This window comes from Allobosea sp. ASV33 (assembly GCF_016428755.1).
Lineage (GTDB): Bacteria > Pseudomonadota > Alphaproteobacteria > Rhizobiales > Beijerinckiaceae > Allobosea.
The window spans coordinates 16446-30083 of the sequence record NZ_JAELTI010000068.1; the positions used below are offsets into that span (position 1 = coordinate 16446).

Genomic DNA, 13638 nt, shown 5'->3' on the forward strand with positions numbered 1-13638 from the left:
CTCCAGGCGTGGTTCGCCGAATATCAGACGACCACCGAGGCGCCCCGTGAAGACCTACCGCAATTTCATCGCCAACGAATGGCGCGATGCCGTCGACGGCGAGCATATCGACGTGCGCAATCCCTCGACCGGCCAGGTCCTGGCCAGGCTGGCGCGGGGCCGGCGGGAGGATGTCGATCTCGCGGTCGCCGCTGCCCGGCAGGCGCTGGCCGGCGAATGGGGGCGCCTGACCGCGACCGAGCGCGGGCGCATCCTGACCCGGATCGGGGCCGGCGTGCTCCGCAACATCGACCTCCTGACCGAGATCGAGGCGCGCGATGTCGGCAAGCCGCTGACGCAGGCGCGCGCCGATGTCGTCGCGCTCGCCCGCTATTGCGAGTTCTACGGCGCCTCCGCCGACAAGGTGCATGGCGACACCATCCCCTACCAGAACGGCTTTACCGTCCTGACGATCTATGAGCCGCACGGCGTCACCGGGCATATCATCCCGTGGAACTACCCGATGCAGATCCTCGGCCGCAGCCTCGGTGCGGCGCTGGCCATGGGCAATGCCGCGGTGGTCAAGCCGGCGGAGGAAGCCTGCCTGACCATCCTCGAATTCGCGCGGATCGCGCAGGAGGAGGGCCTGCCGGCCGGCGCGCTGAACATCGTCACGGGCTTCGGTGCCGAGGCCGGCGCGGCGCTCTCCGAGCACCCCGACATCAACCACATCTCCTTCACCGGCTCGGCCCGGACGGGCGAGATGGTCCAGACCGCCGCCGCCCGCAACGCCGTGCCGGTGACGCTGGAGCTCGGCGGCAAATCGGCCCAGGTCGTCTTCGCCGATGCCGATCTCGACCGCGCCGTGCCGTTCCTGGTCAATGCCGGCATCCAGAATGCCGGCCAGACCTGCTCGGCCTCGTCGCGCATCCTCGTCGAACGCTCGGTCTATGAGGATGTCATCGCCCGCATGAGCGAAAAGTACCGGGCGCTGAAGGTCGGGCCGGCCGAGGCCGATCTTTCCGTCGGCCCCGTGGTCTCGCAGCGCCAGAAGGCGATCATCGAGGACTTCCTCAGTGTTGCCCGCAAGGACGGCCTGAAAGTCGCGGCTGAGGGCACGATCGTTCCCGATGCGCCGGCTGAAGGCGCCTATGTCGCGCCGACCCTGCTGCGCGACGTGCCGCCCGGTCACCGGCTGGCGCAGGAGGAGATCTTCGGCCCGGTGCAGGTGATCATGCCCTTCGATACCGAGGAAGAGGCGCTGGCGCTTGCCAACGGGACGCCCTACGGGTTGGTCTGCGGCGTCTGGACGAAGGATGGCGGCCGGCAGTTGCGTATGGCGCGCGCCGCGCAGGCCGGCCAGGTCTTCATCAACAATTACGGTGCCGGCGGCGGCGTCGAGCTGCCATTCGGCGGCGTCAAGAAATCGGGCCATGGCCGGGAGAAGGGTTTCGAGGCCCTCTATGGCTTCGCCAGCATGAAGACGATCTCGATCTTCCACGGCTGAGGATGCCTTCGCTGCCTTCGGGCGGCGGGATGCGTGATAGGATGAGAGCTGTCCATGACCGACCTTGCTGATCTGACGGCCGTCGACCTCGTCGAGGCCTATCGTGCCCGCAAGCTTTCGCCGGTCGAGGTGATCGACGCCGTCATCGCGCGCGCCGATGCCTGGGAGCCGCAAATCAATGCACTCTGGGCCTATGACCCGGAGGCTGCCCGCGCGAGCGCTCGGGGGTCCGAGGCACGCTGGATGAAGGGCGAACCGCTGGGCGCGATCGACGGCGTGCCCGTCACGATCAAGGAGAACATCGCGACGAAGGGCACGCCGGTCCCGCTCGGCACTGCGGCGGTCAATCTGGTTCCGGCGGCGGCCGATGCGCCGCCAGCGGCCCGCACGCGCGAGGCCGGCGGCGTCATCTTCGCCAAGACCACGATGCCCGATTACGGCATGCTCTCCTCAGGCCTGTCGAGCTTCCACAAGCTGGCGCGCAACCCGTGGGACCTCTCGACCAATCCCGGCGGGTCCAGCGCCGGAGCGGGGGCCGCGGCGGCGGCCGGCTACGGCCCACTTCATATCGGCACCGATATCGGCGGCTCGATCCGCCTGCCCGCGGGCTGGTGCGGCCTCGTCGGCCTGAAGCCCTCGGCCGGGCGCCTGCCGATCGATCCGCCCTTCATCGGGCGCGCCGCCGGGCCGATGACGCGCACCGTCGCCGACACTGCCCTCTACATGTCGGTGCTGACCAAGCCGGATCGTCGCGACACGATGGCGATCCCCTATCAGGAGCTCGACTGGCTCGATCTCGCGGGCTCTGTGAAGGGCCTGAAGATCGGCCTGTGGCTGGAGGCGGGCTTCGGCCAGGCGGTCGGTGCCGAGACGCTTGCGGCTGTCCAGGGCGCCGCCGCGATCCTGGCCGATGCCGGCGCGACGATCGTGCCGATCCAGCCTTTCCTGACCCGCACCATGATCGACGGGCTCGACCGCTTCTGGCGGGCGCGGGGCTATGAGGACGTCTCGCGTCTTCCGCCGGAGCAGCAGGCCAAGATCCTGCCCTATATCTTCAACTGGATCGTGAGCGCCAAGGATTTCACGGGCGGCGACGTCTATACCGGTTTCGCCCAGATCGAGGCGATGCGCAACGCGCTCCATGGCGCGCTCAAGGACGTCGACTTCATCATCTCGCCGACGGCGCCGGAGCCGTCCTATCCGGCCGAGTGGGCCTCGCCCTTCAACGATCCGCAGCGCCCCTTCGAGCATATCGCCTTCACGGTCTCGGCGAATATGGGCGGCCAGCCGGCGCTGTCGATCAATTGCGGCTATTCCAGCGGCGGGCTGCCCATCGGCCTCCAGATCATCGGCCAGTCCTTCGACGATCTCGGCGTCCTGCGGCTGGGCCGTGCCTTCGAGGAGATGCGCGCGCCGTTGCGGCCCTGGCCGAAGCTTTCCGGCTGAGGGCCAGGCTAGGCCGGGGCGGCGAGTGCTGCGGGAACGGCGACGCCGAGCCGGGTGGCATGGCTGCGCAGGGCTTCGAGCGTCTCCGGTCCAAGAGGACAATGACCGTCGAAACGGCTGCGCGCCGAGGCGGCGCGGTCGCCCGGGACGCGGACGGGAGCCGCTCCGGGCGTGACCCGCGAAGCGCGGACACGATCGGCCAATCCTGATGCAGCCGCGGCGAATTCCGCGGGCGGGCGCAAGCCCTCGATCCGGATCGCGAGGAACAGGTTCGCGCTGTCATAGGGGCGGTCCATCTCGCCATAGAGCGGCTGCACCGCTTCACCCATGCCGCCGCCTGAGAGCCCGCCGGCGATGAGGTCGATCATCAAAGCAAGGCCGAAGCCCTTGGCGCCGGCGGCGGGCAGCAGCGTCCCCTTCAGTGCCTCCAGCGCATCGCGCGTCGGCTGGCCCTCAGCCGTCTGAGCCCAGCCCTCGGGAAGCGGCTCGCCCTTGCCGGCCGCTAGCCTGATCTTGCCCATGGCGCCGGCGCTCATCGCGAAATCGAGGACGATGGGTTCACCTTCGCTCGGAACGGCGATCGCCAGGGGATTGTTGCCGACGACCGCCTCCGTTCCGCCGGGTGCGGGCAGCATCGGGCGGGTATTCGCCATGACGATTCCGACCTGCCCGGAGAGCGCGATCCTGCGTGCGAAGCGCCCCGCGGCGCCGAAATGGAAGGCATTGCGGATGGCGACCAGCGCGAGGCCATGGGTCTCGGCGCGCGTGACGGCGATGTCGCAGGCGGTTTCGGCCGTGACCTGCCCGAGCCCGTTGCCGGCATCGAGCGTCAGGCGCGCGCCTTGATCGATGACGATCTCACCGGTGGCGCGGGGATCGACGGAGCCGCCTGCGATCCGGGCGAGATACATCGGCAGATGCAGCATGCCATGCGAGGGCAGGCCTTCGCTGTCGGCGTCGAGAAGTGCTTCGGCCACGATGGCGGCGTTCTCGGACGGCGCGCCGGCTGCTTCGAGCAAGGCGATGGCGAAGCTTTTCAGGACTTCCGCCGGATAGGTGTTCGAAGCCGCCATCAGCCTGTCCTCGATGTAAAGACGCCCGGCGAAGGCCGGGCGTGGTCGTCAGGGTCGTCGGGTATGGTGTTCAGCGGATCGGCGGAGCGTATTGCAGGCCGCCCTGGGTCCAGAGCCGGTTGAGGCCGCGTGCGATGCCGAGCTTCGAGCCGGTGCCGACATTGCGCTCGTAGACCTCACCGTAATTGCCGACCTGCTTGACGATCTGCAGGGCCCAGTCGGGCTTCAGCCCCATCGATTCCCCGAAATTGCCGTTGCCGCCGAGCAGGCGCTGCACCTCGGGCGAGCCGCTGGTCTTGAGCCCGTCGGCATTGGCGGAGGTGACGCCGAGCTCCTCGGCCACGATTATGCTGTAAAGCGACCAGCGCACGATGCTGGTCCAGGTCTCGTCGCCCTGGCGCACGACGGGGCCGAGCGGCTCCTTCGAGATCAGGTCGGGCAGGATGACGTATTCGGCCGGGTTGACCAGCTTCAGCCGATAGGCGGAGAGCGCCGAGACGTCGTTGCTGAACACGTCGCAGCGGCCGGATTCGAAGGCCTTCGCCACCTGGTCGCCGGCCTCGAAGGCGACGCCCTCGTATTTCATGCCGTTCGCCCGGAAAAAGTCGGCGATGTTGAGTTCCGTCGTGGTGCCGGTGGGCACGCAGACCGAGGCGCCGTTCAGGTCCTTGGCCGAGGCGATGTTCGCGGACTTGCGGACCATGAAGCCCTGCCCGTCGTAATAGCCGATGCCGACATAGCGCAGGCCCATCTGGGTGTCGCGCCCGAGCGTCCAGGTCGCCTGCCGGGACAGGACATCGATCTCGCTGGTCTGCAACGCGACGAAGCGGTCCTTGGGGCTCAGCGGAGTGAAGCGCACCTTCTTGGCGTCGCCGAGCACGGCGGCTGCGACCGCGCGGCAGATATCGACGTCGAAGCCGCCCCAGAGCCCCTTCTCGTCCGGCACGGAGAAGCCGGCCACGCCCGGGCTGACGCCGCAGACCAGTTCGCCGCGCGCCCGGACGTTCTCGAGCGTGCCGGCCGCAGCGGGCAGGGCGGAGGCGGCGAGCAAGCCGGCGAGTAGCAGGAGGCGCTTCTTCATTGCGATGGCCTTTCAGACGGTACGATCCGCCGTTTCGTTGATCCCGGCGCGATCCTGTCGGCTTTCTGACCCAGGGGCAGGCTTGCGTCGATGCATTTCGCAACGTGAAATGCGGCCAATTCCGGCCGCGCCCGGCTGCGCCGATGCCCATCATTGCGGCCATCGAAACCGGCAGGTCGCAGCATGCAGACTCCCGCACCGAACAGCTTCCGACAGCGCCTGCTCGATGGCGTCTTCTTGGCCGGAAGCTTCATCAAGACGCCGACCGCCCATGCGACCGAAATTCTGGGGGCTGCGGGCTACGACTTCATCGTCGTCGATCAGGAGCATGCGCCGTTCGACCGCAATACGACCGATATCGCGCTGCTGGCCGCCCGGGCCGCCCGCATCGCCGGCGTCGTCCGTGTGCCCACGCTCTCGGCGGATGCGATCCTCTCGGTGCTCGATTGCGGCGCCGAGGGCGTGCTCGCGCCCCATGTCGCAACGGTCGCCGATGCCGAGGCGCTGGTCGCGGCCTGCCGCTATCGCGGCGGCAAGCGCGGCTTCTCCGGCGTCACGCGCGCCGGGCGCTATGGCGGCTCGAAGATGTGGGACCTCGTCGATGCCTCCGACGCGGCTGTGGCCACCATCGCGATGATCGAGGATCCCTCCGCGCTGGAGCGGATCGACGATATCCTCGCCGTCGAGGGGCTCGATGCCGTCTTCATCGGCCGCGGCGATCTCACGGTCGCCTTCGGAGCCCCGACCCGCGATGCGCCGGTCGTGCGCGACGCGGTCGACACGATCCTCCGGGCCGCGAAGGCTGCCGGCAAGCCGGTCTGCGTGATGACGGATAATGGCGAGGAATCCGCGGCCTTCGCCGAGCGCGGCGCCAGCGCCTTCATCCTCTCTTCGGACCAGGGTTTTCTGCGCAAGGCCGCGAGCGACACCCTCTCACAGATGCAGGCCGCCCGCAGCCGGGTCGAAGCCGCCGCGCGATAGGAGATCATCCGTGTCCAGCTATCCTTCCAGCGATCCGCGCTCGCAACTGGCGGCACAGCCCGCCGCCAAGGCGCCGGCGGTCAAGGCCTATGCCGGCGCCGATTATGCCCGCTTCTATGCCGAGGAACCGCAGCAGGCTGGCGACAGGTCCAAGACCTGGCTGGCGCGCGGGCAGAACTTCATCGTCGCCTATTCCGATGTCGAGGCCGGCGCCGCTCTGGAGCGTCCGGCGCAGCCCGACGAATATTGCCTGATCCTACCCGAGGAGACGCTCGGCGCGACGGTCACAGCCGGCGGCGAGACGGTCGAGATTGCAGGCCGCTCGATCGCTTTCATTCCGCCCGGCGCGTCGAAGGTGACGGTGGCCGGCAAGGGGCGGCTGATCCGCATCTTCTCCAGCGTCGCGCCCGATCTCGCGGCGGCCTGCTCCAATGCGGCGTCTTATGCTGAGCCCCATGCCAATGTCGCGCTGCTCAAGCCCTGGCCGGAGCCATCCGGCGGCTGGAAGGTCCGTTCCTACAGTCTCGACGTCGAGGCCGGCGGCACGGGGCGCTTCGGCAGCATCTTCCGCTGCACGACGCTGATGGTGAACATGCTCGATCCGCGTTTCGGCCTGCGCGACATCACCACGCTCTCGCCGCATCACCACGACGATTTCGAGCAGGGCTCGCTCGTCATCGATGGCGGCTATATCCACGATATCCGCTGGCCCTGGACGCCGGACATGCGCATCTGGCGCGAGGACGAGCACGAGCTGATGGCCGCGCCCTCGCTCACCGTGATCCCGCCGCCGTCGATCCATACCTCGCGCTCGGTCCTGCCGGGCCTGAACCAGATGATCGACATCTTCTCCCCGCCCCGCCTGGATTTCTCGCTGAAGCCGGGCTGGGTCATCAACGCCGCGGATTATCCGATGCCCGGCGAAACCGCGTGAGGGCCACGGACATGAGCGCCACCGCCACGAATACCGACGCGCGCAGCCGCCAGATCGCCGATCTCCTGGTCGGCGCCGTCGACCTGCATTGCCATAGCGGCCCGGCCGCGATGCCGCGCATCCTCGACCATCACGAAGCGATGCTGGACGCTGCCGAAGCGAAGTTCCGCGCGGTCGTCTACAAGGACCATTTCTACCTAGGGACCGCGCACGCGATCCTGCTGGAGAAGCTGGTGCCGAATACCGGCGTGAGGCTCTTCTCCGGCATCGCGCTGAACAATGCCTCGGGCGGCTTCAATCCGCATGCGGTCGATCATGCCATCAAGCTCGGCGGCAAGATCGTCTGGATGCCGACGCTCTCGGCCAAGAACCATATCGACGTGCTCGCCTCCGGCGCGGTTAAGACCTTCCCGAAGACCGCGCAGAAGATGCTCGATCCGATCCCGCTGACGGCCTTCGGGCCCGACGGCAAGCTGATCGACGAGGTCAAGCAGATCCTCGACCTGATCGCGGAGGGCGACATCATCCTTGCCGGCGGACATCTCTCGACGCCGGAGCTCTTTGCGGTGTTCGAGGAGGCCCGGGCGCGCGGCGTGAAGAAGCTGCTCGTCAATCACCCGACCTACATGGTCAACCATTGCAGCGACGCGGAAATCCGCCATCTGGTCGATCTCGGCGCGGTGATGGAGCATTCGATCTGCATGTTCGTCGAGGGCAAGTCGAAGAAGTTCGATCCGCCGGAGCTGCGCCGGGTGATCGAGGTCGCCGGTGTCGACAAGACCGTGCTCTGTTCCGATCTCGGTCTCGTCGGCTCGCCGCGCCCGGTCGACGGCTATCGCGAGATCGTCGGCCACCTGCTCGACCTGCAATTCACGGAGGCCGAGATCAAGCGGATGACCGGCGGCCATGCCGCGGAATTGCTGGGGCTTGACCAATCTGCGTAGAGCCATCCCGACTTTTAAGGGAACCTCGACGTCATCCCGGACAGCCTGCGCAGCAGCGCTGATCCGGGATCCATAGTGGAGCTCCGGAGCCTTACGATGGATCCCGGGGCGAGCCCGGGATGACGGTGTGTTGCGGAGGAGGCTAGGCACTCTCTCGCTTCGACCGAGATGACGATGTTCCGGTCAAGCAAAAACGGCTCGGGGGACCCGAGCCGTTTTCGCTTTGCGCCACCTCGCTTGCCGCTCAGTCGAGCGAGATGCCCGCAGCCTTGATCACATCGGCCCAGCGCGCGATCTCCATGGCCTGCGCCGTCCGCATCGCCTCCGCATCGCCCGTGCGGGCGCGCACGCCGATGATGTCGAGCTTTTGGTGGCCTTCCGCGCTGTCGATATAGGCGCGCGCGATCGCGGCCAGCCGCGTCACCACCGGAGCCGGCAGGCCCTTGGGGCCGACGAGCCCGAACCAGCCGGTCGCATTGATATCGGGCAGGCCTGCCTCGGCGAGCGTCGGTACATCCGGCAATTGCGGGGCGCGCTGGTCGCTGGTGACGGCGAGCCCGCGGATCGCACCCGTCTTGATCTGCGGGATATAGGTCGGGATGAAATCGATCGCGACATTGACGGTGCCGGCCAAGAGGTCCGTCGCGAGCGGCGCCGAGCCGCGATAGGGCACATGCGTCATCTGGAAGCCGGCCTTGCGCTGGATCAGCTCCCCGGCCATGTGGCCCATCAGGCCGAAGCCGGGGCTGCCGAAGGTGAGCTTGCCCGGATTGGCCTTGCCGTAGGCGACCAGCTCCGCGAAGGACTTGACCGGCAGCGAGGGATGCACAGCAACGATGCCCTGGACGTCGCCGAGCAGGGCGATCGGCGTGAAATCGGTCAGCGGATCGAAGGACAGCGTCTTGTAGAGGAGCTTGTTGGTCGCAAGCGGGCCCGAGGACGAGAACATCAGCGTGTAGCCGTCGGGTGCCGAGCGGACGACGCTGCTGGCGGCGATATTTCCGCCGGCCCCGGTCTTGTTCTCGACGACGAAGCCCTGGCCGAGTTCGCCGCGCAAACGTTCCGCCAGAAGCCGGGCGACGACGTCCGTCGAGGCGCCCGCCGGGAAGGGCACGACGATATTGGTCGCACGGCTCGGCCAGGTATCGGCGAGAGCCGACCGGCTGCCGGCGAGAACGCTTGCCCCGGCGATTCCGGCCAAGACATGACGGCGTGAGAGCTGGCGCTCCATGTCGATTCTCCTCCCAAGGCGCCACTGCGGGCGCGTTGGGCGAAGACTAGGGGCGAGCCAAGGCGGGGCTGCGGAAATGGGTCGTCATTTCTCACCTTGAAATGCGACGCCCATGGATTGGGAGAGCGCCTCCAGTTGCGCCTCGATATTGGCCGCCGCCTTTTTCAGGGGATGGATGATCCGCGCCTTGTCCTCGGGATTGGCCACGGCCGCCCGAAAGAAGGTGACGCCGAAGGTCGCGAGCACGCGGTCGCCGAGCTTGATTGGCACGGCTATCGTTGCGGAATTGCGCGGTTCGGCTGTGCTGTCCCGCTCGGTATAGCCGCGCCAGCGGGCCTGTGCGATCAGGCGTTCGATATCCTCGTCGGTGAGGCCGCTGTTCTCGGTATCGGAGGAGCTGCGCATCGCCGCGAGCAGCACGGCGCGTTCCTCATCCGGGCAGAAGGCGAGATAGGCGCGCCCGAGCGCCCGACCGCCGAGACTGAGTCGATAGCCGAGCGTGGCATGGAAGGGCGAGATTGGACTGTCGGGAATCGTGCTGAAGCGGACGATCACGGCGTCGTAGTCGAGCAGGCAGACCGCGCAGGGCCACTTGATCTGGCGGGTCAGCGCCGTCGCCCAGGGGCGCGCGGCCTCGATCACCATGGGCGCGCCATGGAAGCCGGAACTCAGATGCGTGACCTGGGAGGTGACGAGATAGCCGCGCATGCGCTCGTCCCGGGTAACGTAGCCGGCCTCCATCAGGGTTTCCAGCAGGCGCACGATGGTCGGTTTCGGCAGGCCGGTGCGGCGATGCAATTCGCCCACGGTCGCCGGGCTGGAGCGATTGACCTCTGTCAGCAGCTTGAGGGCCTTGAGGACGGATTGGACGGGGGCGAACGAAAACACTCTGCGGGTCCGGCGTGACGGCGACGAAGGCCGACACTAGTGCAGAACCCGCAGCGCGTGCTTGCAGTTTTTCAGGTCGCGCCTGCGACACTCAGCCCGGCATGGTCAGGACGACCTTGCCGATCTGCTCGCCGGCATCCATCAGCGCATGCGCGTCGCGGACATCGGCCCAGTCGAAGGTCGCGCAGATATGGCTGCGGATCCTGCCGTCGGCGAGCAGGGGCCAGACCTGATCGACCAGCTCCATGGCGATGCGGCCCTTATAGGCGGCATCGCGCGGGCGCAGCGTCGAGCCGGTCAGGGTCAGCCGGCGGCGGACGATGTTGCGGACATTGACCTCCGCCGTCTGGCCGAGATGGCTGGCGATCAGCACGACGCGGCCATCGGGAGCAAGGAGGCCGAGCTGCTTTTCGGTATAGGGGCCGGCCTGCGCGTCGAGTACGACATCGACCTTCTCCTTGCCGATCGCGGCCTCGATCTCGGCGACCCAATCGGCGCGGTAATCGACGGCGTAGTCGGCGCCGATCTCCAGGCTGACCCCGCGCTTCTCGGCCGAGCCCGCAGTCGCTATCACGCGGGCGCCGCGCAATTGCTTGGCGAGCTGGATCGCGGCCATCCCGACGCCGCTGGTGCCGCCCTGAACCAGCAGGGTCTCGTCTTCGGCCAGCCGGCCGAGCCAGATCACGTTGTTCCAGGCGGTGAAGAAGACCTCCGGGAGCGCTGCTGCTTCGGCGAAGGAGAAGCCATCGGGCAAGGGCAGACATTGCGAAGCCGGCACCGCGCAGAACTCGGCATAACCGCCGCCATTGGCGAGCGCGCAGACGGCATCGCCGACCTTTGGCCAGGCGACATCGGCGCCGACGGCCTCGACCACGCCGGAGACGTCGAGTCCGGGCAGGTCGGTCGCACCGGGCGGGGGCGGATAGAGGCCGCGGCGCTGTTGGATATCGGGGCGGTTGACGCCGGCAGCGCGCACCCGGATCAGCGCATCGTTCCGGCCGAGCTCGGGCCGCGGGCGTTCGCCGAAGGCCAGGACCTCGGGGCCGCCCGGCCGGGTGATTTCGATCACTTTCATCGCGATGTCTCGTCGTTGCCCGCCGTGGGGTGAAGCGATTGCAGGATGTCGGGCATCCGCTCGCGCGCCGTCGTCATCAGGCGCTCGTAGATCGAATTCCCGTGGGCATCGATGGCCACGATGACGGGCCCGAAGCCGTCGAGCCGGATGCGGTTCAGGCGGAACTGCATGATCAGGTCAGTCCAGGCGCAATCGGTTACGGCCTGGACGCCCTGGCTCAGCAGGGCCGAGGCACCGCCGACGAAGGAGAAATAGACGCAGCCGACCTCGCACATCGCCTCGACGCTCTCGCGCCCGAGCCCGCCCTTGCCGCCGGTCGCGCTGAGCCCCAGCGTTCGGATCAGAGAGGGCATCAGATGGTCGAAGCGGCTCGACGTGGTCGGATTGACGTAATGCAGCGGGCCGGGGCCGGTTGAGGTCTCCTCATAGCTCACGCCCATATGGAAGAAGGCGCCGCCGCGCAGCGGCAGGGGCAGGTCGCGACCTACCGCAAGCTCCGCGACCATACGCTTCTGCGTGGGCATGCCGACGGTCGCGACCGCATCGCCGTCGAGCAGCACGACATCGCCGAGCTTCAGCGATCGCGCGTCTTCGCGGGACAAGGGGAGGGTGAGGCGCCGGAGCGACGGGGTCGTCATTCGATCCGCTCCACCACACCGGAATTATGGATGCGGGCGCGGGTGCGCCGGTTGATCCAGCAATTGAAGGAGACCGCGACGGGGGTAAAGCCATGGCCCGAGGCGTATTCGATATGGACGCCGAAAGTGGTGGTCGAGCCGCCGACGCCCATCGGGCCGAACCCCATCCGGTTGACCGCGCGGGTCAGGCGCTCCTCCATCTCGGCGACCATCGCCTCGGGATTACGCTCGCCGAAGGGGCGCAAGGTCGCGTCCTTGGAGAGTTTGGCGGCATGGTCGAAGGTCCCGCCGATGCCGACGCCGATCACCACAGGTGGGCAATGCTGGCCGCCCGCGCGCAGGACGAGTTCGAGGATGCAGCGCTCGATCTCCTCCAGGCTCGGGCTGACCAGGGTCTCGATCGCGGCCCAGCGGCCGCCGCCGAGCGCCTTGGGGGCGCAGGTGATGTCGAGATAGTCGACGTCGCCGATCAGCTCGCAGGAGACCAGTGGCATGTCCTTGCCGTGGAAGCTGCGTTCATTGGTCAGCGGGTTGGTGACGAAGCGCAGGAGCGGCGGCTGGATCGTGCGGACGAGATCGGCGAAGCCGTCGACGATGGCTTGGCGGATATCGCCCTCCATGCGGGCGCCGGAGCCGATCTTGAGCGTGTATGAGGGCACGCCGGCATCCGAGCAGAGGAACTTGCCGGTCTGCTCGGCACGCTCGGCGCTGTCGAGCATGAAGGCCAGCGTCTGGCGCGCCTGCGGTTCGGTTTCGGTCGCGAGCGCCTTGCGGAACTCGGCCTTGGAGGATTCCGGGATACGGCGCAGCGACCAATCATAGAGATTGGCGGTGACCTCCTTGACCAGATCGTAGGTGATCGCCATGCGCTTGCGTCCGTTTCGATGGCGTGAACCTAGCTGATCCGGGGCCAGCGGCCGGGCCGGCATGCGTCATTTCAACCCATGAAATGAAAGCGTTTCCCGGCCGCATGCGCGTGCTTCCCGGCCATCACGGAATCGGTCAGAGCTGCGCATAGGGTGCCGCGCTTGCGCGCTGAAGAACGGGCCGGGTGAGGGGAGTTCTCCACACGCCCTAAGGTCTTGCTGGGGACGAGTTGCCATGAGCCATGTCGCTATCATCGGTTTCGATCTCACGATCGATCAGCTAGTCCGCATTGCGCGTGACAAGGTGCCGGTTTCCGTCACGGCGGAGGCGGTCGAGCGGATGAAGGCGGCCCGCGCCGTCGTCGACACTGCCGTAGCGCGCGGCGAAAAGGTCTATGGGGTCACCACCAGCGTCGGCGCCAAGACCGGCGTGCCGCTGGCGCCAGACCGGATCGGCGAGTTCAACCGCCGCCTGCTGCTGACCCATAACGTCGCGCATGGCCCGCTGGCGCCACATGAGGCTGTGCGGGCGATGATGGCGGTGCTGCTCAATGCGATGGCGAGCGGGCGCCTCGGCGTCCGGCCGCTGCTCGCCGAGCGGCTCGCCGCTGCGCTCAACGAGGGTCGCACGATCGACGTCCATATCTGGGGCTCGATGGGCCAGAGCGACATGGCGCCGATCACCGATCTGGCTCTGGCGCTCTATGGCGATCTCGAATTGCAGGCCGGCGAGGCGCTGGCGATGCTGAATTCCAGCGCGCTCGCACTCGGCACCGCAGCGCTTGCCATGGCCGATCTCCGCGACGTTCTCGACCAGTGGAGCCTGATCGCGGCGCTCAGCATGGAAGGCTTCGCCGCCAATCCCTCGATCGTCTCGAATGCCGCCTTGCAGTCGCGCCCCTTCGCGGGGCTGAAGCGGCATGGCGAGCGCATCCGGGCCTATCTCGCCGGCAGCTATCTCTTCGCCAAGGGCGGGCCGCGCCATCTGCAGGACC

At 67.7% G+C, this 13638-nt stretch carries 13 protein-coding genes; 6 read left to right on the top strand and 7 right to left on the bottom strand.

Translation table 11 applies throughout. The features are described 5' to 3' along the window. Positions 1–46 precede the first annotated feature (46 nt). Positions 47–1486, top strand: a complete 1440-nt coding sequence (locus tag JHD80_RS18465) for an aldehyde dehydrogenase family protein (protein WP_199090369.1) — start codon at positions 47–49, stop codon at positions 1484–1486. 54 nt (positions 1487–1540) lie between these two features. Next, positions 1541–2932, top strand: a complete 1392-nt coding sequence (locus JHD80_RS18470; protein ID WP_199090371.1) for an amidase — start codon at positions 1541–1543, stop codon at positions 2930–2932. Between the two features lie 8 nt (positions 2933–2940). Here JHD80_RS18470 and JHD80_RS18475 read toward each other — a convergent pair whose 3' ends face one another. Together JHD80_RS18475 and JHD80_RS18480 are read right to left on the bottom strand one after the other, a co-directional pair. Next, positions 2941–4005 (bottom strand): Ldh family oxidoreductase, encoded by a 1065-nt coding sequence (locus JHD80_RS18475; RefSeq protein ID WP_199090373.1) that lies wholly within the window; start codon positions 4003–4005, stop codon positions 2941–2943. Between the two features lie 70 nt (positions 4006–4075). Further along, entirely contained in the window at positions 4076–5086 is a 1011-nt protein-coding gene (locus tag JHD80_RS18480) for an amino acid ABC transporter substrate-binding protein (protein ID WP_199090375.1), read from the bottom strand. Positions 5087–5269: 183 nt separating this feature from the next. On the opposite strand from JHD80_RS18480, the gene JHD80_RS18485 reads away from it, so the two are divergent. The 3 genes from JHD80_RS18485 to JHD80_RS18495 are packed head-to-tail and all read left to right on the top strand — an operon-like array spanning position 5270 to position 7945. Further along, positions 5270–6067, top strand: a complete 798-nt coding sequence (locus JHD80_RS18485; protein WP_199090378.1) for an HpcH/HpaI aldolase family protein — start codon at positions 5270–5272, stop codon at positions 6065–6067. Between the two features lie 10 nt (positions 6068–6077). Further along, a complete protein-coding gene (locus JHD80_RS18490; RefSeq protein WP_199090379.1) occupies positions 6078–7001 on the top strand; it encodes a cupin domain-containing protein in 924 nt (307 codons plus the stop codon). Between the two features lie 11 nt (positions 7002–7012). Continuing rightward, on the top strand, positions 7013–7945 hold the full coding sequence (locus tag JHD80_RS18495; RefSeq protein ID WP_199090381.1) for a DUF6282 family protein: 933 nt from the start codon (positions 7013–7015) through the stop codon (positions 7943–7945). Between the two features lie 244 nt (positions 7946–8189). On the opposite strand, the gene JHD80_RS18500 is transcribed toward JHD80_RS18495, so the two are convergent. From JHD80_RS18500 to JHD80_RS18520, 5 genes are all read right to left on the bottom strand, one after another. Continuing rightward, entirely contained in the window at positions 8190–9176 is a 987-nt protein-coding gene (locus JHD80_RS18500; protein WP_199090384.1) for a Bug family tripartite tricarboxylate transporter substrate binding protein, read from the bottom strand. Between the two features lie 84 nt (positions 9177–9260). After that, positions 9261–10064, bottom strand: a complete 804-nt coding sequence (locus tag JHD80_RS18505; protein ID WP_199090386.1) for a DNA-binding transcriptional regulator — start codon at positions 10062–10064, stop codon at positions 9261–9263. A 91-nt stretch (positions 10065–10155) separates the two neighbouring features. After that, positions 10156–11139 (bottom strand): NAD(P)H-quinone oxidoreductase, encoded by a 984-nt coding sequence (locus tag JHD80_RS18510; RefSeq protein ID WP_199090387.1) that lies wholly within the window; start codon positions 11137–11139, stop codon positions 10156–10158. Continuing rightward, positions 11136–11777 (bottom strand): fumarate hydratase C-terminal domain-containing protein, encoded by a 642-nt coding sequence (locus JHD80_RS18515; RefSeq protein WP_199090388.1) that lies wholly within the window; start codon positions 11775–11777, stop codon positions 11136–11138. Before JHD80_RS18515 ends, JHD80_RS18510 begins: the two co-directional genes overlap by 4 nt. Next, positions 11774–12643 carry a fumarate hydratase gene (locus JHD80_RS18520; RefSeq protein WP_199090389.1) on the bottom strand — a complete coding sequence of 290 codons (870 nt, stop codon included), beginning with the start codon at positions 12641–12643 and terminating at the stop codon, positions 11774–11776. Before JHD80_RS18520 ends, JHD80_RS18515 begins: the two co-directional genes overlap by 4 nt. A 235-nt stretch (positions 12644–12878) precedes the next feature. On the opposite strand from JHD80_RS18520, the gene JHD80_RS18525 reads away from it, so the two are divergent. Beyond that, on the top strand, positions 12879–13638 hold a 760-nt coding region (locus JHD80_RS18525), incomplete at its 3' end, for an aromatic amino acid lyase (protein ID WP_199090393.1).